Source organism: Modestobacter sp. L9-4, assembly GCF_019112525.1.
In the GTDB taxonomy this organism is placed as follows: domain Bacteria; phylum Actinomycetota; class Actinomycetes; order Mycobacteriales; family Geodermatophilaceae; genus Modestobacter.
The window spans coordinates 3,136,959-3,159,547 of the sequence record NZ_CP077800.1 but is presented as its reverse complement, the minus strand read 5'-3'; the positions used below and the strand labels follow the sequence as shown (position 1 = coordinate 3,159,547).

Genomic DNA, 22,589 nt, shown 5'->3' with positions numbered 1-22,589 from the left:
GGCGCGCCGTGGCGGGCGGCATCAACTGCTCAGTCGGTCAGCCGGCGGACCCGGGGCCGGACAGCAGGCCGCGCTCGACGGCGACCATGACCGCCCGCGTCCGGTCGTCGACGCCGAGCTTGGTGAACACCCGCACCAGGTGGGTCTTCACCGTCGCCTCGCCGATGAACAGCTCGCGGCCGATCTCGGCGTTCGTGAGCCCGCGGGCCACGCCGCCGAGCACCTGCAGCTCCCGCGCCGTCGGTGCCTCGACCGCCGGGCCGCGCATCCGGGACATCAGCTTGGCCGCGACCGGCGGTGCCAGCACCGTCTCCCCGCGGGCGGCGGCACGCACCGCGTCGGCCAGCTGGGGCAGCGGCGCGTCCTTGAGCAGGTAGCCGGCCGCGCCGGCTTCCACCGCCCGCACGATGTCGGCGTCGGTGTCGTAGGTGGTGAGCACCAGCACCCGGACGCCGGGGTGCGCGGCGGTGATCCGGCCGGTCGCCGTCACGCCGTCCATCCGGGGCATCCGCAGGTCCATCAGGACGACGTCCGGCGCGTGCTCGGCCACCGCGGCGAGCGCCTCGAGCCCGTCCCCCGCCTCGCCCACGACGTCGATGTCGGGCTGGGCGGCGAGCCAGCCGACCAGCCCACCGCGCACCACCGGGTGGTCGTCCACCACCAGCACGCGGGTCACCGGCTCGGCACCCGGACGGTCACCCGCGTGCCCCGGCCCGGCGCGGACGCCACGTCCACGGCGCCGCCCACCTCCGCGGCCCGGTCGCGCAGGCCGGCCAGCCCGATGCCGACCGCGCCGGCCGGGTCGAAGCCCACGCCGTCGTCCTCGACGTGCACGGCCACGACGTCCCCGACCCGGCTGACCCGCAGCACCACCGCGCTGGCCGCGGCGTGCCGGCGCACGTTGGTCAGCGCCTCCTGCGCCCCGCGCAGCAGCACGACCTCCTGGCCGCGGGTCAGCTCCGCACCGGCCCCGAGCGCGGCGGTGTCCAGCCGGGTGGCCAGCCCCGTCTCCCGGCCGAAGCGCTCGGTGAGCCGCTGCAACGCCTCCACCAGGGTCGTGGAGTCCAGCGCCACCGGCGCGAAGGCCGCCACCATCGCCCGCGCCTCGGCGAGGTTGTCCCGGGCCACCTCCTCGATCAGCGCGACCCGCTCGGCCGCCGCACCCGGACTGCCGGGCAGCTGGGCCGTCGCGGTCTGGGCCAGGACGACGATGGAGGTGAAGCCCTGCGCCAGGGTGTCGTGCACCTCCCGCGCCAGCCGCTCGCGCTCGGCCAGCACGCCCTGCGCCCGGTGGGCCTCGGCCAGCTCGGCGCGAGTGGTCTCCAGCGCCCGGATCAGCTCGGCACGCTCCTCGCTGCGGGCGAGCACCGCGTGCACCCACAGGCCCATGGCCAGGCTGAACACCAGGCCGACCAGCGTCTCCCCCGGTCCCCACAGCGGCTCTTCCCCGCGGGTGAAGGCGAGGAACGGCCCCAGCGTGCTGGCGACCGCGAGCACCACCGTCCACGGGACGCCGGCCAGCGCGGAGGGCACCAGGAACCAGACCATGGGGTAGGCCAGGAACATCAGGAACAGCAGCGAGGGCTCGATCCAGGCGACGACGCCGATCACGGCCACCAGCACGGCCAGGTGGGCGGTCGCCCGGCCCGCGTCCCGGCTGACCAGCGCCGGCCCGCCGAGGGTGACCCAGCTGAGCACCAGCACCACGAGCGCCCCCACCAGCAGCCAGCGCGGGCCGCCGTCGGCGTCCACCACGGCCGCGGCCCGCACGAGCGCCGTCCCGACCATCGCGACGAAGGCGACGTGCCAGAGGACGACGACGGCCCGCCAGCCGACCTCGGACACCGGCGCACCGCCGTCCCCACCCCAGGTGGGCACGGCGGCGGCCTGCAGCCGGGAGCGCAGGCTCACCCGCGGACCCGGCGCCAGCGGAACGTGCGCTCGCAGATCACGAGACCGATGATCACCCATCCGGCCAGCACCAGGGCGGTCCTGCCGTGCTCCCACCCGCCGCCGACCTCGAACGCGCCGGCCCCCTCGGGCAGCACCGCCGACCGCAGTCCCTGGGTCATCCACTTCAGCGGCAGCACCGCGGCCACCTGCTGCATCCACCCCGCGAGCTCCGGGAAGGCGAAGAACACCCCGGAGAAGAACTGCAGCACGATGCCGAGCCCCAGCACCGTCGTCGACACCGCCGACGCACTGCCGCCCAGCCCGGACGCCGCGATGCCCAGCACCGTCCCGGCCAGCGCGCCGAGCACGGTCACCCAGCCGAAGGTGAGCCAGTGGCCGACGTCGGCCGGCAGTGGGACGTCGTAGCCGTAGCGGGCGACCGGCAGCAGGACGGCGAGCTGGACGGCGACGGTGACCAGCACCTGGCCGCCCTTGCCGGCGAAGTAGGCCACCGGCGGGGTGCCCAGCAGCTGCAGCCGCTCCAGCTGGCCGCTCTCCCGCTCCGCGGCGATCGAGGTGGCCACGGCGGTGAAGCTGATGAGCATGATCCCGGTCGCGGCGATGCCGGGCAGGAAGTACTGCGGGAACGGGACCCCGCCGGGTGCGGTGTCCTCGCCCAGGAGCGAGGCGAAGACCACCAGCATCACCACCGGGTAGAGGAACGTGAACACGAGCAGCTGCCGCTCGCGAATGAAGAGCCGCAGCTCCAGGCCGGTGCGGGCCAGCGCGATGCGCGCGGCCGAGGGCGGGGTGGGCACGAGCGTGGTGGTCACAGGTCTCCTCCGGGGGTGGCGCCGACGAGGGTCAGGTAGACGTCCTCGAGGGTCGGGCGGGTGACGGTGAGGCCGGGGACCTCGCCGTGCGGAGCGGCGGCGAGCAGGTCGCGCAGGACGGCGGCCGGGGTCTCGGTGCGGACCTGGCGGCGGGCGCCGTCCTCGGTCCAGCCGACGGTGGCGACCCGGCGGAGGGCGCCGCCCAGCTCGTCGGGGGCGGCGACCTCGACCAGCCGGCCGCCGGCGACGACGCCGACCCGGTCGGCCAGCTCGGCGGCCTCGTCGAGGTAGTGGGTGGTGAGCAGCACGGTGGTGCCGGCGTCGCGCAGGCCGCGCACCAGCCCCCAGAACCGGCGGCGGGCCACCGGGTCCATGCCCGTGGTGGGCTCGTCGAGGAAGACCAGGTCCGGGTCGCCCTGCACGCCCAGGGCCACGGCCAGCCGGCGCCGCTGCCCACCGGACAGCCCGCCCACCCGGACGTCGGCCCGCTCGGTCAGGCCCACGGCGTCCAGCAGGTCGCCGGTCGGGCGCGGCCGGGAGTGGTAGTGGGCGAAGTGGTCGAGGGTCTCCCGCACGGTGAGCGCCTGACCGGCCGGCTCGCCCTGGCTGACCACGCCGAGCCGGCTCCGCCACGCGCGCCCGGCCCGCGCCGGGTCCTCCCCCAGCACGTCGACCGTGCCGCCGTCGCGGGGCAGCACGCCCAGCAGCAGCTCGATCGTCGTCGTCTTGCCCGCGCCGTTGGGCCCGAGCAGCGCGAAGCACTCACCGCGCCGGACGTCCAGGTCCAGCCCGTCGAGCACCGTCGTCCCGCCGTAGCGCTTGACCAGCCCGCGGACCGTCACGGCCGGCGCGTCGCCGGTGCGCACGGGCGGCGGGGCCACCTCTGTCGTCGTCATGGGACGAGCCTGTCCGGGCTGCGGGCAGCGCGGCACCGTCGTGCAGTGGGTCCGGCGTCCACCAGTCGATGGACACCGGGCGGCTCACCACCGCGTCCGAAAGCCGCCAGTGAGGGTGGCGCGGCGGTGCCATGCTCGTGCCATGACCTCGCCGGCGACCCTGGACGCGGAGCGCTGCTACCGCGCCGTCGCCGGCCGCGACCCGCGCTTCGACGGCTGGTTCGTCACCGCAGTGCGCAGCACCGGCATCTACTGCCGGCCCTCCTGCCCGGCGCGCACGCCGCTGGAGCACAACGTCACCTTCCACAGCACCGCGGCCGCGGCGCAGGCGGCCGGGTTCCGTGCCTGCCGCCGGTGCCGGCCGGACGCCGTCCCGGGCTCGCCGGAGTGGGACGTGCGCGCCGACGTCGTCGCCCGGGCGATGCGGCTGGTCGCCGACGGCGAGGTCGAGCGCAGCGGGGTCGGCGGGCTCGCCGCGCGCCTGGGGTACTCCGAGCGCCAGCTGCACCGGCTGCTCACCGGCGAGCTCGGCGTCGGTCCGCTCGCGCTGGCCCGGGCGCAGCGCGCCCAGACCGCCCGGCTGCTCATCGAGACGACCCGGCTGCCGATGGCCGACGTCGCCTTCGCCGCCGGCTTCGCCAGCATCCGGCAGTTCAACGACACCGTGCGGTCGGTCTTCGGGACGACGCCGTCGGCGCTGCGGCCCGCGACCCCGCGCACCGAGGGCGGCGCCCCCGGCTGGCTGACGCTGCGGCTGGCCGCCCGCGCACCGTTCGCCGCCGACGAGGTGCTGCTCTTCCTCGGCGCGCACGCCGTCCCGGGCCTGGAGGAGTGGGACGGGACGACGTTCTCCCGGGTGCTGGACCTGCCGCACGGGCCCGCCGTCGTGCAGCTGTCCCCCGGCGCGGGCGCGTCGGTCACCGCCCGGCTGCAGCTGACCGAGCTGCGCGACCTCGGCGTGGCCGTGGCCCGCTGCCGGCGGCTGCTGGACCTCGACGCCGACCCGGCTGCGGTCGACGCGGTGCTGGGTGCCGACCCCGCGCTCGCCGACCTGGTCGCCGGTGCGCCCGGCCGCCGCGTGCCCACCGGCGTGGACGCCGACGAGGTCGCCGTGCGCGCGGTGCTCGGCCAGCAGGTCTCCGTGGCAGGCGCCCGCACCCTGACCGCCCGGCTGCTGCCGCTGGCCGGCACCCCGCTGCCCGAGCCGGTCGGCACGCTCACCCACGCCTTCCCCCGCGCCGCGGCACTGGCCGCGGCCGACCTGTCCGACGTCGGGCTGACCGGTGCCCGGCGGGCCGCCGTCGGCACGCTGGCCACCGCACTGGCCGACGGCACCGTGTCGCTGGGCCCCGGCGCCGACCGGGACGAGGCCCGCCGGTCGTTGCTGGCCCTGCGCGGGATCGGCCCGTGGACGGCGGCGCTGGTCGCGATGCGCGGGCTGGCCGACCCCGACGTCTGGCTGCCCGGCGACCTGGCCCTGCGCCGCAGCCTCGCCACCCTCGGCAGCTCCGACGCCGACGCCGCCGCGCGCTGGCAACCCTGGCGCTCCTACGCGGTCATGCACCTGTGGGCGCTCGCCGTCCCGACCCTCTTCACCCGCCCCCGCGATCGGAGCCCGTCGTGAGCAGCACCTCCTCCGGCACCGCCCGCTACGCCACCGTCGCCACCCCGCCCGGCCCGTTCACGGTGCTGGTCACCGCCGGCCCGGACGGCGAGGACGTCGTCCTGGCCAGCGGCTGGACCGACGACGTGGCCGACCTGCTGCCCGTCGTGCACCGCTCGCTGCGGCCCGACGGGCTGGAGCGCGCCGAGTCGCTGCCGGTGCTCGACGTGGTCACCGCCTTCTCCGACGGCGACCTCACCGCCATCGACGCGGTCCCGGTGCGGCAGCGCTCCGGGCCCTTCCTGACCGACGCGTGGGAGGTCCTGCGCACCGTGCCGGCCGGCACGCCGGACACCTACGCCGCCTTCGCCGCCCGCTGCGGGCGCCCGGCGGCCGTGCGGGCCGCCGCCGGGGCCTGCGCGCGGAACGCCGCCGCGCTGTTCGTGCCCTGCCACCGGGTGCTGGCCAGCGGCGGCGGGCTCGGCGGCTTCCGCTGGGGCACGCCGGTCAAGCGCTGGCTGCTCGACCACGAGGCCGCGCACGCCGGCAGCTGAGGCGTCAGGACGCCGGCGCGACCAGCTCCAGGTTGATGTCGTCGGGGTCCTGCAGCGACAGGATCGACAGGCCGGAGTCGGCGAAGTCGATGACCTCCCCGTGCTCGATCCCGGCGGCGTCCAGCCGTCCCGCGGCGGCCACCAGGTCCGCGCGCGAGCCCACGGCCAGGCTCACGTGGTCCAGCCCGACCCTCGTCGAGTCGAACCGGTCGCCGGCGTCGGCGACCGGGCGCAGGCCGAACAGCCCGTCACCGACCGGGAAGATGCAGCCGCCGTAGTAGCGCGCCGGGTCCTCCGACACACCGGGCTGCCCGGCCTGGTCGCTGGTGTCGATGACCGGGTCGACGCCCAGCAGCCGGCGGTAGAACTCCTTGGACCGGCCGATGTCGGTGACGGTGAGGCGGACGTGGTGGATGGCCCGGGGCTGGGCCAGTGGCTCGGTCATGGGGTGCACTCTCGGCCATGTCACCGGTGTGCGCTCCCCGGAACTGTCGGCGGGCTGTTGCACCCTGGTCGCCATGGACGCCGCCTCCCTGCTGCTCGGGCTCCTCGTCGGTGCGCTGCTGGGCGTGGCGATCACCCTCGGCCTGGTCGCGCTGCGCAGCCGGCAGCCCGCGGCACCCGACGCCCTGGAGCCGGTGCACGAGTCGCTGGACCACCTGCACCGGGTGCTCGCCGGCATCGAGCGCGACCGGGCCACCGCCCACGGCGAGCTGCGCGAGCAGGTCGGCACCATCGGCCAGACCTCGGCGCTGCTGCGCCAGGAGACCGCCGCGCTGGTCACGGCACTGCGCACCCCGCACGTGCGCGGCCGGTGGGGCGAGCTGCAGCTGCGCCGGGTGGTCGAGGTCGCCGGGCTCCTGGAGCACTGCGACTTCGTCGAGCAGCCCGCCGGCACCACCCCCGACGGCGCCCGGGTGCGCCCGGACCTGGTGGTCACCCTCGCCGACGGCCGGCAGGTGATCGTCGACGCCAAGGTGCCCTTCACCGGCTACATCGAGGCGGTGCAGGCCACCGACCAGGGGGTGCGCGCCCAGCGGGTGGCCGACCACGCCCGGCAGCTGCGCGCCCACGTCGACGAGCTCGCCGCCCGCCACTACCCCAGCGCCTTCGGCTCGTCGGCGCCCTTCACGGTGCTCTTCGTGCCCTCCGACGGCTTCCTCACCACCGCGCTGGAGGCCGAGCCGGGGCTGCTGGAGCACGGCTTCGCCCGCGACGTCATCATCGCCACCCCCAGCACGCTGCTCGCGCTGCTGCGCACGGTCGCCTACTCGTGGCGGCAGGAGCGGCTGGCCCAGGACGCGGCCGCGGTGCTCGAGGTCGGCCGCACCGTGCACGCCCGGCTGACCACCCTGTCCGGCCACCTGACCCGGCTGGGCTCGGCGCTGGGCGCCACCCTCACCCGCTACAACGAGACGCTCGGCTCCTACGAGCGGTCCGTCCTGGTGGCGACCCGCCGCTTCGACGACCTCGGGGTCGCCGGCAGCCCGGTCCCGGCCCCCTCCCCCGTCGAGGGCGCCGTGCGGGTGCTGCGCTCCGTGCCCGACGGCGAGCCCGCGGCCGGCCCGGACGCCGACCCCGCCGGCGAGCTGGCCGACCCCGGTCACACCGGCGCCGACCACCTCGACCGCCCGCGGGCCGACGACCGGCGGTCCGGTGAGCTGCGGTCCGGTGAGCTGCGGTCCGGTGAGCTGCCACTGCCCGACTTCGTGGTCCCCGGCAGCTCCCTCCCGGCCGTCGCCGTCCCGCTCAGCGACCGGCCCGCGGTCCCCGCGCCCGCACGCCACGCGGCGAGCTGGCCCGGCCTCGACAGCTGACCACCGCGGCGGCCGGGTGCTCGGCACCCCTCCGCCGGCACTGTGACCGGCGCCTCTCCGACGTCGTCCGGCGGCGGCAGCCGCGGGGCTGGTGGTGCGGCTGGTGCGCGGTTCTGCAGATCCCCACACCGGCGGTGCCCGACACGGGCGACATCTGACCCGCCGCGCGGCCGAGGTCCAGCGTTCACTCAGGGAGGGCCGATACCGTGGCCCGACCGGTGGAGCGCCGAGGTGCTCCACCGTCGAGGAGGAGGTGCACCATCGCTCCGGTCACTGTCGGTGCCAGGCGGGAGGACGCCGTGCGTGCAGAACGCAGCGAGGCCGGTCAGGCCTCGGGGCGCGGCTACCCGTCCCCACGCGCCGGAGGCTCAGCACGCGGCGCCGGCGGCGCACCCGGGCACGACGCCCGGGGCGGCTCGGGACACGGCGCCGACCCCTCGCGTGGCCGCGCTCCGCAGGGCCGTCCGCCGGTGCCCGGCGACCCCCGCCGGTCCGCCCACCCCGGTGAGCAGCGCCGTCCGGCAGGACCCCAGGCCGCGCCTGCCCGCGACGCGCGCCGTACCAGCGCCCCGGCCGGCCGCCGGGTCGAGCCGGCCCCGGGTCCGCGGGTGCACGGTGCGGTGGCGGTGCTCGGGGCCCTCGTGGTCACCCTGCTGGCCGCTGGCCTCGACTCGTTCCTGGGCTCGGGCCTGGGCCTGCTCACCGTCGTCGCGCTGACCCTGAGCTCGGCGGCCGCCGGGCTGGTCACCCGCCGGCGCGACCTGCTGACCATCGTGGTCGCCCCGCCGCTGCTCTACGTGTTCGTGGCGGTCGTCAACGTGGCGCTGGCCCCCGCGGCCACGCTCAGCCTGCCGTCCCTCGCCACCCTGCTGGTGCGGGGCTTCCCCGCGATGGGCATCGCCACCGGGGCCGCCGTCGTCGTCGCGCTCTTCCGGCTGGCCACCCGCCGCTGACCCACCCACGCAGGAAGGGCCGGCACCCATCGGGGTGCCGGCCCTTCCTGCGTCCAGCCCCCTGTCCGGGGGCCGGCCGTCAGGCCTTCTCGTCGACCGCCAGGGCCGCGCGGCGGGTCTTCAGCTCGTGCGGCAGGGCGAACACCAGGCGCTCCTCGGCCGCCTTGACCGTCTCGACGTCCGGGTAGCCGCGCGCGGCCAGCCAGTCGAGCACCTCGCTGACCAGGATCTCCGGCACCGAGGCACCGCTGCTGAGGCCCACGGTCTGCACGCCCTCGAGCCAGGCCTCGTCGATCTCGGAGGCGAAGTCGACCAGGTGCGAGTCGCGGGCGCCGGCCTCCAGCGCCACCTCGACCAGCCGCACCGAGTTCGAGGAGTTCGTCGAGCCGACGACCAGCACCAGGTCGCACTCGGCGGCCATCTGCTTCACGGCCTGCTGCCGGTTCTGGGTGGCGTAGCAGATGTCGTCACTCGGCGGGCTCTGCAGACCGGGGAAGCGGGCCTTGAGGGAGTCGACCTTGGACAGCGTCTCGTCCACCGACAGCGTGGTCTGGGACAGCCAGACGACCTTCTCCGGGTCGCGCACCTGCACGTTGGCGATGTCCTCGGCGTCGTCCACGAGCTGGGTGTGGGCCGGGGCCTCGCCCATCGTGCCCTCGACCTCCTCGTGCCCGCGGTGGCCGATCAGCAGGATGTCGTAGTCGTCCTTGGCGAACCGCTTGGCCTCCATGTGCACCTTGGTGACCAGCGGGCAGGTCGCGTCGATCGTGGTCAGCGAGCGCTCGCGCGCCTGCTCCTTGACCGCCGGGGAGACCCCGTGCGCGCTGAAGACGACGACCGCGCCCTCGGGCACCTGGTCGGTCTCATCGACGAACACCGCGCCGCGGCGCTCCAGGGTGGCCACGACGTGCTTGTTGTGGACGATCTGCTTGCGGACGTAGACCGGCGCGCCGTGGATCTCCAGCGCCTTCTCGACCGCGATCACCGCCCGGTCGACGCCGGCGCAGTAGCCCCGGGGGTCGGCCAGCAGGACGCGTCCGCGCGGTTCAGCCATGCCCCCATGCTAGTTGCGTCCGGGGCCCCGCGACGGCCCGTACGAGTGGTGGGCGTCTCGTCGTGGTGCCGCAGAAGCCCAGGTGGGGCACGCTGGGGTCATGGCTCGAGAGATCCCCGAGGCGGTCCGCGCTGCCGCCGGACTGGCCGCCACCGTCCTGGACGAGGCCCGCAAGCTGCCCGAGACCCTCCCCGGGCTCCCGGTGCGGCTCATCGGGCTGGCCCTGCAGTCGTCGCTGAAGCTGCAGCAGCAGTACTCCGGCCTGGTCGCCCGCGGCGACGAGCTGCTCGACGGGCTCGTCGGCGGGTCCGACGGCGGCCTGGCCACCTTCGACGACGACGACGAGGACGACCTGCCCGCCCGGCCGGCCGGTGCCGGCGGGCTGCGCACGTCGGCCTTCGACCTGGTGGAGGAACCCGACGAGGAGCTCCTCGCCGACGACGCCGTCACCGTGGCCGAGGACGTCCCGGCCCCGGACGTCGCGGTCGAGGCCCTCCTCGCCGAGAGCCCCGCGGATGCCGCGGAGCTCGACGCCGAGGAGCTCGCCGACGCCGACCTGGTCGACGAGCAGCTCGTCGCCGAGGAGCTGGCCGACGAGCTGGCCGACGCCGACCCCGAGACCGTCTCCCTCGACGACCCGCCCGCGGAGGTCTCCGCCGAGGCGCTCATCGAGGCCATCGCCGAGGACGACGCCGACCTGTCCCCCGCCGAGATCGCGTCGCTGCCCGCCGACCCCGAGGCCGACGCGATCACCGCGGTCGTCGACGAGCTGGCCGGGGAGGTGGCCGACGAGGTCGCCGTCGAGGTGCCCGAGGCCGTGCCGGCCGAGGTGCTCGAGGACCTCACCGCCGACGCGGTCACCGGCCTGGCCGAGGACGAGGAGTCGATCGAGGAGGCCGTCGCCGAGGAGCTGATCGCCGAGCCGGTGGTCGCCGGCACCCCGCCCGAGGACACCCCCGCGCCCTCCGACACCTCCTCCGACGCCGACGAGACGGTGGCCGGGGTCCCGGCGCTGGACCCGGCAGCGGGTGAGGTCCCCGCCGTCTCGGCGGTCGACACCCCCGTCGACACCGTGGACGACGGCTCGCAGGGCGGTGACGTCCTCACCACCGCCGACGGGGCGGACGAGGCCGTCGAGCAGCCGGCCGACGAGCCGGCGCCGCTCAGCCCGGTCGATGGCTACGACTCCTTCAGCATCCCGGCGCTGCGCGGCCACCTGCGGGCCTACCCGGCCGAGACGGTGGCCGACCTGCTCGACTACGAGCGGGCCACCCAGGCGCGCGCGCCGTACGTGACCCTGCTGCAGAACCGGCTGGAGAAGCTCAGCGCCGACCGCGGCTGAGCCCACCCCGTCGCCACCCCGCCCGCCGGGCCGTCCGCAGCCACCTGCGGCCGCCCGGCGGAGCGGGGTGCCAGGATCGGGCACCGTCCGGCGGACGGAGCCGGTCCACCGAGCGGGGAGCGCCAGTGACCGACACGAACACCTCCGGCGGGCCGCGGGGCCGACGACGGCGCAGCGGACCGCTGCGGCTGCTGCTCGGCCTGCTGGTGCTCGCGCTGGCCGCCGGCGTCGTCCTGGTGGTCCGGGAGACGCGCGGGTCCACCCCCGCCCCGGCGGCCGCGGCGAGCACGGCACCCACGTCCTCGGCGGCCGCAGCGAGCACGGCACCGACGTCCTCGGCGGCCACCCCGACCGCGACGGCGTCGGCCACCCCGACGCCGTCCTCGAGCGCCCCGGCCGCGCCGACGTTCGACCGGGCGCAGCTGTCCGTCGACGACCCGGCCAGCGCGTGGGTCGTCGTCGACAAGGCCCGGCCCCTGGACCCGATCGACTACGCCCCCACCGACCTGGTGTCGGTCGGCGGCGGCTACGAGCTGCGCGCCGAGGCCGCGCAGGCGATGCAGGCGATGCTCGCCGGCGCCGCGGCCGACGGGCTGACCGTCACGGTGCAGAGCGCCTACCGGTCCTACGACTACCAGGTGGGCGTGTTCCGGGCCCAGGTCGCCCGCTTCGGCGAGGCGCAGGCGGAGATCCAGGTCGCCCGCCCCGGCTACAGCGAGCACCAGACCGGGCTGGCTGCCGACGTCGGCGGCGGGGGCTGCGACATCGACCGGTGCTTCGGCCGGAACGACGAGGGCCGCTGGGTGGCCGCTCACGCCGCCGAGTACGGCTACGTCGTCCGGTACCCCGACGGCAAGACCGACGTCACCGGGTTCCGGTACGAGCCCTGGCACGTGCGCTACGTGGGCGTGCCGCTGGCCACCGAGCTGCAGCGCACCGGCACCGCGACCCTGGAGGAGTTCTTCGGCCTGCCCGCGGCGCCGGACTACGTGCGCTGAGGGCACGGCCCCGCGCCCACCGCGGGGGTGGGAGGCTCGGGCGCGTGACGAGTCCCTCCTCCCCGGAGCAGCCGTGGCCGGTGCGCACGGTCTCCCGCAAGGTCGCCGAGTGGATCGGCCGGCTCGGTGAGGTGTGGGTCGAGGGCCAGGTCGCCCAGCTGTCCCGGCGCGGCAACGCCGCCACCGTCTTCCTCACCCTCCGCGACCCGGCCGCCGACCTGTCCATCCCGGTCACCTGCCCGCGGGACGTCGCCGACCGGCCCGGGCTGGAGCTCACCGAGGGCGCGCGCGTGGTCGTGCGCGCCCGGCCCGACTACTACGTGGCCCGCGGCTCCTTCTCCCTGCGCGCCACCGAGATCCGCGCCGTCGGCCTCGGCGAGCTGCTGGCCCGGATCGAGCGGATCCGCCGGCTGCTGGCCGCCGAGGGGCTCTTCGACGCCGCCCGCAAGCGCCCGCTGCCCTTCGCCCCCGCCGTCGTCGGGGTGATCACCGGCCGGGAGAGCGCCGCCGAGCGCGACGTGCTGGTCACCGCCCGACGCCGCTGGCCCGCCGTCCGGTTCACCGTGCACAACTGCGCCACCCAGGGCCCGACCGCCGCGGAGTCGGTGATCGCCGGGCTGCGCAAGCTGGACGCCGACCCCGCCGTCGAGGTGATCGTGATCGCCCGCGGCGGCGGCTCGGTCGAGGACCTGCTGCCCTTCTCCGACGAGGGCCTGGTGCGCGCCATCGCCGCCACCCGCACCCCGGTGGTCACCGCCGTCGGGCACGAGACGGACACGACGATGGTCGACCACGTCGCCGACGTCCGGGCGGCCACCCCGACCGACGCCGCGCACCGGATCGTGCCCGAGATCGGTGAGCAGCGGCGGCTGGTGGAGGGGCTGCGCGCCCGCGCCCGGCACCTGCTGGGCACCCGGCTGGACCAGCAGGAGCGCTGGCTGGAGCAGGTGCGCAGCCGTCCGGTGTTCGCCGAGCCCCAGCGCCTGCTCGCCGGCCGGGCCGACGACGTCAGCGGGCTGCGCAGCCGGGCCACCCGCACGCTCACCCACCGGATCGAGGTCGCCGACCGCGACCTGGCCCACGCCCGCGCGCAGGTGACCGCCCTGTCGCCCGCGGCGACCCTGGAGCGTGGCTACGCGGTGGTGCAGCGGGCCGACGGCGCGCTGGTGCGCGACCCCGCCGAGGTGGGCGACACCGAGCAGCTGCAGGTGCGTGTGGCCGGTGGACGGCTGCCGGTGCGCGTCGACCGGGCCGCCACCGGGGAGGATGGGACACCGTGAGCAGCACCGAGGAGCCGACGCCCGAGCCGACCCAGACCTACGAGCAGGCCCGCGAGGAGCTCGCCGACGTGGTGCGCCGACTGGAGACCGGTGGGCTCACGCTGGAGGAGTCGCTGTCGCTGTGGGAGCGCGGCGAGCAGCTGGCCGAGGTGTGCCAGCACTGGCTGGACCGCGCCCGCGAGCGCCTGGCCGCCGCCGCGCCGACCGAGTGACGCCCTAGGGCGTGTAGGGCTCCAGCGAGGCGGCGAGGGTGGTCAGCTCGTCGTCCCCGGCCGAGCCGGTGACGAGCATCGTGGCGCCCTCGTCGTCCCGGGTGAGGGCGGTCTCGCCGCGCGCGGTGGTGCGCCGCTGCCAGGTCTCGCCGTCGATCTCCTGGGTGCCCGCGTCGGTGGCCCCGGCGAGGACGTCGTCGAGGGCGGGCTCCCGCGGGTCGTCGCTGACCACGTAGGCGGCGTACTCCTCGGCCGGGGTGAACCAGCCGATCTGCAGGGTCAGCGGGTCGCCCTGCTGTGCCGACCCGGCGTTGGTGCGCACGCTCGTGGACCGCCAGCCCTCCGGCAGCCCGCGCGGCACCAGCAGCGGGTAGCGGGCCAGCTCGGCCGTCGCCCGCTCCGAGCTGGTGGTGTCGACGTCGCGGACCGGGTCGCTCTCGCTGGCCCGCATCGCGGGGAACGCCACCAGCACCAGGCAGATCAGGATCAGCGGCCCGAGCGAGCGCAGCATGTTGGCGGCGGTGAAGCGCTGCATCCGCTGCACCGAGGACGACGTGGCCTGCGCCTGCGTGGCGGCGGACGGCTCACCGCCTGCCACCGGCCCGCCGACGGAGGTCGCGCCGGAGGGGCTGCTGGGGGTCTGCCCGCCGGGGTGCTGACCGGGCTGGCCGGGATCGGTCATGCCCCTAGGATCGCAGCACTGCTCCCCCCGGCGCCGACAGCGTCGCCGGGCAGCCCTCCGGAGGTCCCGTGTCCCTGCCGCTGCCCGACGGCCCGCTGCCCACACCGTCCACCCGTACGCCCGGGCGCACCCGGGCCAACCCCGACCGCAACCTGGCCATGGAGCTGGTGCGGGTCACCGAGGCCGGGGCGATGGCCGCCGGCCGCTGGGTCGGCCGCGGGGACAAGAACGGCGGCGACGGCGCCGCGGTCGACGCGATGCGGGCGATGATCGGCACGGTCCGGATGGACGGCGTCGTGGTCATCGGCGAGGGTGAGAAGGACGAGGCGCCGATGCTCTACAACGGCGAGCACGTCGGTGACGGGCAGGGCGGGGCGTTCGACGTGGCCGTGGACCCGGTCGACGGCACGACGCTGATGGCCAAGGGCATGCCCAACGCCGTCTCCGTCCTGGCGGTGGCCTACCGCGGCGCCATGTACGACCCCTCGGCCGTCTTCTACATGGACAAGATCGCCACCGGCCCGGCCGCCGCCGACGTCGTCGACATCACCGTGCCGGTCGCGGAGAACGTCCGCCGGGTCGCCAAGGCCAAGGGCGTCGCCCCCCGCGACGTCACCGTCTGCGTCCTCGACCGGCCGCGGCACGCCCAGCTGGTGGAGGAGGTGCGCGACGCCGGCGCCCGGATCTCCTTCATCTCCGACGGCGACGTCGCCGGCGCGATCGCCGCGGCCCGCGAGGGCACCGGCATCGACCTGCTGATGGGCATCGGCGGCACCCCCGAGGGGATCATCGCCGCCTGCGCGCTCAAGTGCCTGGGCGGGGCGCTGCAGGGCCGGCTCCGTCCCCGGGACGACGCCGAGCGGCAGAAGGCCCTCGACGCCGGCCACGACCTGGACCGGGTGCTGCACATCGACGACCTGGTCTCCGGCGACGTCTACTTCGTGGCCACCGGCATCACCGACGGCGAGCTGCTGCGCGGCGTGCGGTACCGGGCCGACGGGTGCACCACGCAGTCGCTGGTGATGCGGTCGCGGTCGGGCACCATCCGCTCGATCGAGAGCCTGCACTCGCTGGAGAAGCTCGAGCAGTACGCCGCTGTCGACTTCGGCTCGACCAGCTGACCGCGGTCTAGGAGTCGTAGAAGTCGTCGCCGCAGTACGTGTCCTGGCCGGGCGGCCGCCGTCCGGCGCAGGTGTCGGCGTAGGCCTCGTAGTCCGAGCCGGGGAACGACTCGTCGTACAGGTCGTCGCAGGGGTTCATCTGGCCGTCGGAGCACTGCTGCGCCAGCCGGTCCAGCGCGGCGTCGTCCCCCAGCCCGGTGGGCGCCAGCGTGGCCGCGGGGGCGGGCACGGGGTCCGGCCGCGACGCCAGCGGCCCGGTGTCGGGGCCGGCACCGGAGCCGGACCCGGACCCGGACCCCACGATCAGGAGGGTGGCGAGGACGACGACGGCCGCGGTCAGCACGCCGACCAGGGTCCACAGCGGCCCGGTCCGCGAGCGCGGCGGCGGACCGCCCGGGTACGGGGACCAGGGCGGCGGGGTGGGGCCGGGCGGCCCGTACGGCGGTGGCTGCAGGTACCCGCCGGCAGCCGGCGGCCCGTACCCCGGCGGACCCCAGGGGGCGGGCGGACCGGACCACGGCGGAGCGGCGTCCCAGTCCTGCTGCGGTGCGCCCGGCTGCCCGCTGTCGGCGGGGTGGCCCGGCTCCCCGGTGTGCGGTCGCGTCACGTGTCCTCCCCCGCTCAGTCGAGCTCGGTGCACGCGGGTGCGGAGCCGGCCTTGACCCGGCCGCCGCACGTGCCGCCGTACTGCTCGTAGTCCGACAGCGGCGGCGCCTCGTAGTAGAGGTCGTCACAGCTCTGCAGGTCCCCGCCGAAGCACTGCGTGGCGTAGGTGTCGAGCACCGGGTCGGGTCCGAGCACGCCCGGCGCGACGGCCGGGAACTGCTCGACCGGCGGCTCCTCGTACGTGCCGAGCACCCCACCGACCGGGGCCTCGGAGGACCACGCGTACGGGTCCGACTGCTCGGCCAGGGCGGCCGCGATGCCCTCGCCGGCCGCGGTGCCGGCCTCCTGCACCAGCTCGCGGGCCCCGGAGACGAGGACGGCGGAGACCACCAGCGCGGCCACCGCCGCGCCGACGGCCGCACCGGCCAGGGCCAGCACCACGCCGCGCACCCCGGCGGGGCGGGGCACGGCGACCGCACCCGCCGGCCAGGACCCCGGCTCGCCAGGCGTCCCAGGGCCGGGCGCGCCCCAGCCGCCGGACGGCGGTGGCTGGTACGGGGAGCTGCTCCCGGGGAGCGGCTGCTGCGGTGCGGACACGGTCACTCCTGCGGCTCGGGGTCCGGCGGAGCGTAGGGCCGGCCGGCCCTCCGGTGGTCGTGACGGTCCGGCGGGGCCGGGCCGCGTCGTCCCCCGGGGGGATCTAGGGTCGCTCCCGCAGCACCAACACCACCCACACCACACCGGGAGCGCAGCGTGGCCACCGAGACCGCCGGCGGGGACTACCGCACCGAGCACGACTCCATGGGCGAGGTCCGCGTGCCCGCCTGGGCCAAGTGGCGGGCCCAGACCCAGCGGGCCGTGGAGAACTTCCCGATCTCGGGCACCCCGATCGAGCGGGAGCTCATCGCCGCCCTCGCCGCGATCAAGGGCGCGGCCGCCGGCGTCAACGCCTCCCTCGGCGTCCTGCCCGCCGACGTGGCCGAGGCCGTCTCCACCGCCGCCGCCGCGGTGGCCCGCGGCGACTGGGACGACCACTTCCCCATCGACGTCTTCCAGACCGGCTCGGGCACGTCGAGCAACATGAACACCAACGAGGTCATCGCCACCCTGGCCACCGAGGCGCTCGGCTCCCCGGTGCACCCCAACGACCACGTCAACGCCTCGCAGTCCTCCAACGACGTCTTCCCCTCGGCGATCCACGTCGCCGCCACCGGCGCGATCGTGCGCGACCTGGTGCCGGCGCTGGAGCACCTGGCGGCCTCCCTGGAGCGCAAGGCCGAGGAGTTCGCCACCGTCGTCAAGAGCGGGCGCACCCACCTCATGGACGCCACCCCGGTGACCCTGGGCCAGGAGTTCGGCGGGTACGCCGCGGCGGTCCGCTACGGCATCGAGCGGCTGCACTCCTCGCTCCCCCGCATCGGCGAGCTGCCGCTGGGCGGCACGGCCGTGGGCACCGGCATCAACACCCCGCCCGGGTTCGCCGCCGCCATCATCGAGCGGCTGGCCGCCGACCAGCAGCTGCCGCTGTCCGAGGCCCGCAACCACTTCGAGGCGCAGAGCTCCCGCGACGCCCTGGTCGAGGGCTCCGGCCAGCTCAAGACCATCGCCGTCGGGCTCATCAAGATCGTCAACGACCTGCGCTGGATGGGCTCGGGCCCGCGCACCGGGCTCGGCGAGATCGCCCTGCCCGACCTGCAGCCGGGCAGCTCGATCATGCCGGGCAAGGTCAACCCGGTGATCCCCGAGGCGGTCATCCAGGTGGGCGCCCAGGTGATCGGCAACGACGCGGCGATCACCTACGCCGGCACCACCGGCGTCTTCGAGCTCAACGTCACGCTGCCGCTGATGGCCCGCAACCTGCTGGAGTCGATCCGGCTGCTGGCCAACGTCAGCCGGCTGCTGGCCGACCGCTGCGTCGACGGGATCGTCGCCGACGTCGAGCAGTGCCGCACCTATGCCGAGTCCTCCCCCTCCATCGTCACGCCGCTGAACAAGTACATCGGCTACGAGGAGGCGGCGATCGTGGCCAAGCAGTCGCTCAAGGAGCAGAAGACGATCCGCCAGGTCGTGGTGGAGCGTGGCTACGTCGAGCAGGGGAAGCTCACCGAGGAGCAGCTGGACGCCGCCCTCGACGTGCTGTCGATGACCCACCCCTGACCTGCCGGGGCGGCGGTGCCGGGCACCGCCGCCCCGCTCAGGCCCGGCGGATCTTCTTCTGCCGCGAGCTGTGCAGGGGCCCGTCGGTCAGCACCACCTTGACCGGCACCTTGAAGGCGGCCAGCTGCGCGGCGCAGGCCTGCCGCACCCGCTTCTTCACGTCGGCCACCGGCTCGGGGCGGTCCAGCACGACGGTGGCCACCACGATCTGGCCCAGCAGGGCGTGCCGCTCCCCGTGGACGGCCACGTCGGAGACGTTGTCGACGTCGAGGACCACGCCCTCCACCTCCGCCGGGTAGACCTTCTGGCCCCCGACGTTGATCAGGTCGGTCACCCGGCCCAGGACGCGGAACCACTCCCCGTCCACCTCGACCTCGTCGTGGGTGTTGAACCAGCCGTCGGCGTCGAACTCCGAGGGCGCGTTGAGGTAGCCCACCATCGCGTAGTCCGACTTGATCCACAGCACCTCGTCGACGACGCGGGTGCGGAAGCCCTCACCGCCGATGCGCATCCACAGCGACCCGTCGGGGCGCGACTCCGAGCGCAGCACGCCGACCTCGCTGAGCCCGTAGGTCTGCTGCAGGACGACGCCGGGGAAGGCGGCGCGCACCCGGTCCAGCGTCGTCTGCGGCATCACCTCGGTGCCGTAGGTGATCCGGGTCAACGAGGACAGGTCGTGCTCGCGGTGCGCGTTCGAGGCCATGAGCAGCGTCAGGAACGACGGGGTCGCCGGCAGCAGCTGCACCCGGTGCCGGGCGATGGCGGCGCAGATCGAGCTGACCGAGCGGTCGGCCACCGTCACGACGGTGCCGAGGCTGGCGGTGATGGCCAGCAGCGTGTTGATGCCGCCGAAGTGGTCCAGCATCAGGAACGGGATGGCGACCACCGCGGTGCGCTGCCGGCGGAACTTCTCCGCCACCCGCTCCAGGTCGTGCAGCATCCCCTTGGGCGCCCCGGAGGACCCGGAGGAGAACAGCACCAGCCCCGGCGACCGCCGGGCGCGGAACTCGGTCAGCAGCGCGTTGTCGCTCGACTGCCCGCGGTGGTCGATGGCGGCGATCTGGCCGTCGTCGCCGGCGGAGACGTACCAGTCGCAGCCGGACACCCCCAGGGCCACCGACTCCTCGACCACCGAGGACCGGGTCAGCGGGACGACGACGCACCGGAGCCGGGCCAGCGCCAGGATCAGGCAGAAGACCTCGGGTGAGTAGTCGCCGGCCACCACCACGGTGTCGCCGGCGGCCACGCCGGCCCGGGCCAGCCGGTCGGTGAGCTCGTCGACGGTCGCGACGACCTCGCCGTAGCCCACCGACCGGCCCTCGTGCACGAACGCCGTGCGCTCGGGTGCCCCGGCGAAGCGCTCGGTCAGCCAGTCCATGCCACGGACCTCACGCGTCGAGGAGCTCGGTGAGCACCAGCCGGATCAGCGGGTAGGAGGTGATGGAGCCGGCCTCCTCGTCGGGGATCTGGACGCCGAACTCGTCCTCCAGGGCCAGCACCAGCGTCAGGTGCCGCAGGGAGTCCCAGCCGGGCACGGTGTCCATGCTGCTGTCGGGGCCGATGCTGTCGGCGGGCACGCGGAGGACCGTGGCCATGACCTGGCGCAGGGCGTCGTCATCCAAGGGAGCTCATCTCGATCCAGGCAGGGGGTGGGGTACGGAAGTCGTCCGTCGCGATGCGGTAGGAGCGGGACCCGTCCTCCGCCGCAGCGGTGCGGGTGAACCCGAGGCGATCGTAGAAGTCGGCCACCTGGGCGTTCTTGGCGCTGGGGAGGTACTCGGCGCACAGCTCGTGGCAGCCCCCGGCCACCGCGTCGGCGACCACCTGCGGCCACACCGCGGTCTCCACGCCGCGACCGAGCACCCGGCAGCTGAGGAAGAAGGCCTCCACGTGGGCCGTGGCGCCGTCCCGGCGGACGACCACCGCGCCGGTGAGCCCGGCCGAGCCGAACACGTCGCCCACCACCAGCGCGTGGACGGTGTGGGCGGGGTCGGCCATCAGGCGCTCGACGTCGGCGACGCCGTAGCGGCGGGTGGTGAGGTTGAACTGGTTGGACTTCTGCGACAGCTCGGCCACCCGCGCCGCGTCCGCGACGACGTCCCGGCGCACCTGCACCGTCAGCTGCAGCGAGGCCAGGTAGGCCTGCTGGTCGACCGCCGTCGCCTGCAACTGCTGGGCACGGGCGCGCTGCCGGTACTGCTCCGTCTTGTCCTGGCTCTCCGCCGTCACGCCGCCGGCCAGGAACAGCTCGCCGACCGAGCGGATGACCCGCGGGTAGTCCGACAGCCGGGCCGGCACCTGCACGGTGGTCACCATCGGCAGCTGCTGGCGCATCGCCTCGCACTCGAAGGAGGAGTCGTCGAGGAAGACGAAGCTGTCCAGCCCGAGGCCCAGCTCGTCGGCCAGCGCGCGCACGTTGGCCGGCTTGTCCGACCAGTCGACCTTCCGGCTCACGACATCGGCGTCGGTGAGCACCATGCCGGGGTGGTCGCGGAAGACCTCGTCCACGTCGGACGGGTTGTTCTTGCTGACCAGGCACAGCAGCACCCCGGCGCGCCGCAGCGCGGCGATCTCGTGCTGGACCTGCCAGAAGACGTTGCCCGGGGAGTCGTGCGGGCCCAGCGCGAGGCCGGTGACCCCGTCCTCGCCGACGACGCCGCCCCACAGCGTGTTGTCGCAGTCCAGCGCCAGGACCTTGCGGAAGGGGGCGCCGAACCCGCGGGCGGCGACGGTGACCCGGCGGGCCAGCTCGTCGAGGAAGGCGCCGGTGTAGGGGGCCCGGCCGCGGAACCAGAAGCGCAGGTCGAAGGCCGCGTCGCGGCCCACCGTGCGCACCACGTCCTCGCCGTCGACCAGTCGGGTGTTGGGGAAGGCGGCCGCCTCCTCGCGGAGCGCAGCGTCGAACCGGGCCAGGACGACGTCGACGACGTCCCCGCCGGCGGGGTCCAGCGGGCTGCCCATCCGGTGGAAGGTGACGAGGTGGACCGAGCGAAGCTCGCGGGCCGCCTCCAGGGCGAGCCGGTAGCGGGTGCGGACGCCGGCCTCCAGGGCGTCGACCGCAGCCGGGGCCAGCCCGGGCAGCTGCGCCTCGAAGGCGGGCAGCAGCGCGTCGAAGAAGGGCAGCAGCACCATGTGCTCGACCCCGTCGCGCCGGAACCGCTCGACGTCGCCGATCGGGTCGTCGTGGTTGCCGGCCACCACCTGCACCGCGGTGCCGGCCAGCAGCCCGTGCCGGCGCAGGTAGGTGCCCAGCAGGTCGGCGGTGACCGCCGAGGAGACCCCGACGCGCACGGTCCGCTCCTGCGGCTGCTGCTCCAGCGCCTCGACGGCCCCGATGACCGCCGAGAGCGTGCTCCCCGGCGCCGCGAGCACGGCCCGGGGGTCGACGGGGGCGGTCACCGCATCGCCGCCCCACCGTTGACGGCGAGGGTGTCGCCGGTGACGAAGCCCGCGGCGTCGGAGACCAGCCAGGCGACCGCCGCCGCCACGTCGTCCGGCGTGGCCAGCCGGCGCAGCGGCGTCTGCCGGGCGGCCATCAGCTGCGCCTTCTCCGAGATGTCGCCGATCAGCGCGGTCTCGGTCATGCCAGGGGCCACGCAGTTCACGGTGATGCCGCGTGGGCCCAGCTCGGCGGCCATGTAGCGGGAGAAGACGGCCAGCGCGCCCTTGGCCATCGCGTAGCCGGTCCAGGTCACCGACGGCGGGCCCTCGGTGACCTGGGAGGTGATGTTCACGATCCGGCCCCAGCCGCGCTCGCCCATGCCCGGGGCCACCGCGCGGGTCATCGTGAGCGCGCCGCGCACCTGGACGTCGAGCTGGGCCTGGACGTCGGCCCACTCCAGGTCGGCCAGCGGCTTGGGGTTGATCCGCGGCGAGGCGTTGTTCACCAGCACCCCGACAGCGCCGAACTCACCGACGGCCGCGCGGTGCAGGGCCTGCGCCCCGGCGTCGGTGCCGACGTCGGCCTGCACGGCGATCGCCCGCACCGCTCCCCGGCGGTGATCTCGGCGGCCAGGTCGGCCGCGCGGTCGGCGCGGTGGTGGTAGTTGACGACGACGTGGTGGCCGTCGGCGGCCAGCCGGCGGCAGACCGCCCGGCCGATGCCGCCGGCACCGCCGGTGACGACGGCGACGCGTGGCCGGTCGTCCGGTGCGGACTCGGCCACCGGCTGCGGCGGGCTGAGCACCTTGACCCGGCCCTGGCCGCTGAGCACCAGTTGACGGTTCTGGTTGACGATCCGGGTGTCGAGGTCGAGCAGTCGCTCGCGGTCGTGCTTGGCGGCCACGGTGACGCTGACGGTGAGCTCGTCACCCAGCCGGACCGGGAGCAGGAACTCGGTGTTCTGGGAGATCCACAGCGCGCCCGGGCCGGGCAGCTGCGTGCCGATGACCGTGGAGAGGAAGGAGGCCCCGAGCATCCCGTGCACGACGACGTCCTTGAACGCGGTCGTCTCCGCGTAGGCGGGGTCGACGTGCAACGGGTTGTCGTCGCCGGTCATGTCCACGAAGCGGCGGACGTCGGCCTCGGTGATCGTGCGGACCAGCGAGCGGGTGTCGCCCACGCTGATCGCCTGGTAGTCGGTGAACAC

Annotated in this window: 24 protein-coding genes; 10 read left to right on the top strand and 14 right to left on the bottom strand. The window is 75.6% G+C overall.

Translation table 11 applies throughout. The features are described 5' to 3' along the window. Positions 1-37: 37 nt before the first annotated feature. From KUM42_RS14870 to KUM42_RS14855, 4 genes are read right to left on the bottom strand one after another with little or no spacing between them, the layout of a single operon-like run. On the bottom strand, positions 38-676 hold the full coding sequence (locus KUM42_RS14870) for a response regulator transcription factor (RefSeq protein WP_237493302.1): 639 nt from the start codon (positions 674-676) through the stop codon (positions 38-40). Further along, a complete protein-coding gene (locus KUM42_RS14865; protein ID WP_237493301.1) occupies positions 673-1,911 on the bottom strand; it encodes a sensor histidine kinase in 1,239 nt (412 codons plus the stop codon). The genes KUM42_RS14870 and KUM42_RS14865 overlap by 4 nt, the downstream gene beginning before the upstream one ends. After that, positions 1,908-2,726, bottom strand: a complete 819-nt coding sequence (locus KUM42_RS14860) for an ABC transporter permease (RefSeq protein WP_237493300.1) — start codon at positions 2,724-2,726, stop codon at positions 1,908-1,910. Before KUM42_RS14860 ends, KUM42_RS14865 begins: the two co-directional genes overlap by 4 nt. Beyond that, positions 2,723-3,622, bottom strand: coding sequence for an ABC transporter ATP-binding protein (locus KUM42_RS14855; RefSeq protein WP_237493299.1), 900 nt, complete (start codon positions 3,620-3,622; stop codon positions 2,723-2,725). Before KUM42_RS14855 ends, KUM42_RS14860 begins: the two co-directional genes overlap by 4 nt. Before the next feature lie 142 nt (positions 3,623-3,764). On the opposite strand from KUM42_RS14855, the gene KUM42_RS14850 reads away from it, so the two are divergent. Continuing rightward, complete coding sequence (locus KUM42_RS14850) at positions 3,765-5,246, top strand: DNA-3-methyladenine glycosylase 2 family protein (protein WP_237493298.1); 1,482 nt, start codon at positions 3,765-3,767, stop codon at positions 5,244-5,246. Continuing rightward, positions 5,243-5,779 (top strand): methylated-DNA--[protein]-cysteine S-methyltransferase, encoded by a 537-nt coding sequence (locus tag KUM42_RS14845; RefSeq protein WP_237493297.1) that lies wholly within the window; start codon positions 5,243-5,245, stop codon positions 5,777-5,779. Before KUM42_RS14850 ends, KUM42_RS14845 begins: the two co-directional genes overlap by 4 nt. A 4-nt stretch (positions 5,780-5,783) precedes the next feature. Here KUM42_RS14845 and KUM42_RS14840 read toward each other — a convergent pair whose 3' ends face one another. Continuing rightward, positions 5,784-6,224 carry a VOC family protein gene (locus KUM42_RS14840; protein WP_237493296.1) on the bottom strand — a complete coding sequence of 147 codons (441 nt, stop codon included), beginning with the start codon at positions 6,222-6,224 and terminating at the stop codon, positions 5,784-5,786. Positions 6,225-6,297: 73 nt separating this feature from the next. Between KUM42_RS14840 and KUM42_RS14835 the strand changes: the two genes are divergently transcribed. Next, positions 6,298-7,596: a DNA recombination protein RmuC gene (locus KUM42_RS14835; protein WP_237493295.1), complete on the top strand. Its 1,299-nt coding sequence runs from the start codon at positions 6,298-6,300 to the stop codon at positions 7,594-7,596. 470 nt (positions 7,597-8,066) lie between these two features. Further along, positions 8,067-8,549: a DUF6542 domain-containing protein gene (locus KUM42_RS14830; RefSeq protein WP_237493294.1), complete on the top strand. Its 483-nt coding sequence runs from the start codon at positions 8,067-8,069 to the stop codon at positions 8,547-8,549. A gap of 79 nt (positions 8,550-8,628) precedes the next feature. Here the strand turns inward: KUM42_RS14830 and KUM42_RS14825 are convergent, their stop codons facing one another. Continuing rightward, entirely contained in the window at positions 8,629-9,603 is a 975-nt protein-coding gene (locus tag KUM42_RS14825) for a 4-hydroxy-3-methylbut-2-enyl diphosphate reductase (RefSeq protein ID WP_237493293.1), read from the bottom strand. 100 nt (positions 9,604-9,703) lie between these two features. Between KUM42_RS14825 and KUM42_RS14820 the strand changes: the two genes are divergently transcribed. From KUM42_RS14820 to KUM42_RS14805, 4 genes are all read left to right on the top strand, one after another. Beyond that, entirely contained in the window at positions 9,704-10,945 is a 1,242-nt protein-coding gene (locus tag KUM42_RS14820) for a hypothetical protein (RefSeq protein WP_237493292.1), read from the top strand. Between the two features lie 125 nt (positions 10,946-11,070). After that, positions 11,071-11,943 (top strand): M15 family metallopeptidase, encoded by an 873-nt coding sequence (locus KUM42_RS14815; RefSeq protein WP_237493291.1) that lies wholly within the window; start codon positions 11,071-11,073, stop codon positions 11,941-11,943. A 44-nt stretch (positions 11,944-11,987) separates the two neighbouring features. Further along, entirely contained in the window at positions 11,988-13,223 is a 1,236-nt protein-coding gene (gene xseA / locus KUM42_RS14810; RefSeq protein WP_237493290.1) for an exodeoxyribonuclease VII large subunit, read from the top strand. Then, the gene (locus tag KUM42_RS14805) at positions 13,220-13,435 is read left to right on the top strand and encodes an exodeoxyribonuclease VII small subunit (RefSeq protein WP_237493289.1); all 216 of its coding nucleotides are present in this window, start codon (positions 13,220-13,222) and stop codon (positions 13,433-13,435) included. The genes xseA and KUM42_RS14805 overlap by 4 nt, the downstream gene beginning before the upstream one ends. 4 nt (positions 13,436-13,439) lie before the next feature. Here KUM42_RS14805 and KUM42_RS14800 read toward each other — a convergent pair whose 3' ends face one another. Further along, positions 13,440-14,117, bottom strand: coding sequence for a DUF4245 domain-containing protein (locus KUM42_RS14800; protein ID WP_237493288.1), 678 nt, complete (start codon positions 14,115-14,117; stop codon positions 13,440-13,442). Positions 14,118-14,185: 68 nt separating this feature from the next. Between KUM42_RS14800 and glpX the strand changes: the two genes are divergently transcribed. Beyond that, complete coding sequence (glpX, locus tag KUM42_RS14795; RefSeq protein WP_255557511.1) at positions 14,186-15,238, top strand: class II fructose-bisphosphatase; 1,053 nt, start codon at positions 14,186-14,188, stop codon at positions 15,236-15,238. Between the two features lie 7 nt (positions 15,239-15,245). Here glpX and KUM42_RS14790 read toward each other — a convergent pair whose 3' ends face one another. Continuing rightward, complete coding sequence (locus KUM42_RS14790; protein ID WP_237493287.1) at positions 15,246-15,845, bottom strand: hypothetical protein; 600 nt, start codon at positions 15,843-15,845, stop codon at positions 15,246-15,248. A 14-nt stretch (positions 15,846-15,859) separates the two neighbouring features. After that, positions 15,860-16,312, bottom strand: a complete 453-nt coding sequence (locus KUM42_RS14785) for a hypothetical protein (RefSeq protein ID WP_237493286.1) — start codon at positions 16,310-16,312, stop codon at positions 15,860-15,862. A 285-nt stretch (positions 16,313-16,597) separates the two neighbouring features. Between KUM42_RS14785 and KUM42_RS14780 the strand changes: the two genes are divergently transcribed. Then, positions 16,598-18,001, top strand: coding sequence for an aspartate ammonia-lyase (locus tag KUM42_RS14780; protein ID WP_237493285.1), 1,404 nt, complete (start codon positions 16,598-16,600; stop codon positions 17,999-18,001). A gap of 37 nt (positions 18,002-18,038) precedes the next feature. Here the strand turns inward: KUM42_RS14780 and KUM42_RS14775 are convergent, their stop codons facing one another. The 5 genes from KUM42_RS14775 to KUM42_RS20165 are packed head-to-tail and all read right to left on the bottom strand — an operon-like array spanning position 18,039 to position 22,589. Further along, positions 18,039-19,379, bottom strand: a complete 1,341-nt coding sequence (locus tag KUM42_RS14775) for a class I adenylate-forming enzyme family protein (protein ID WP_237493284.1) — start codon at positions 19,377-19,379, stop codon at positions 18,039-18,041. A gap of 10 nt (positions 19,380-19,389) precedes the next feature. After that, positions 19,390-19,623 carry an acyl carrier protein gene (locus tag KUM42_RS20170; RefSeq protein ID WP_255557510.1) on the bottom strand — a complete coding sequence of 78 codons (234 nt, stop codon included), beginning with the start codon at positions 19,621-19,623 and terminating at the stop codon, positions 19,390-19,392. Further along, the gene (locus KUM42_RS14765) at positions 19,616-21,400 is read right to left on the bottom strand and encodes an HAD family hydrolase (protein ID WP_237493283.1); all 1,785 of its coding nucleotides are present in this window, start codon (positions 21,398-21,400) and stop codon (positions 19,616-19,618) included. Before KUM42_RS14765 ends, KUM42_RS20170 begins: the two co-directional genes overlap by 8 nt. Beyond that, positions 21,397-21,972: an SDR family NAD(P)-dependent oxidoreductase gene (locus tag KUM42_RS14760; RefSeq protein ID WP_255557509.1), complete on the bottom strand. Its 576-nt coding sequence runs from the start codon at positions 21,970-21,972 to the stop codon at positions 21,397-21,399. Before KUM42_RS14760 ends, KUM42_RS14765 begins: the two co-directional genes overlap by 4 nt. Continuing rightward, positions 21,885-22,589 (bottom strand): MaoC family dehydratase, encoded by a 705-nt coding sequence (locus KUM42_RS20165; RefSeq protein ID WP_255557508.1) that lies wholly within the window; start codon positions 22,587-22,589, stop codon positions 21,885-21,887. The genes KUM42_RS14760 and KUM42_RS20165 overlap by 88 nt, the downstream gene beginning before the upstream one ends.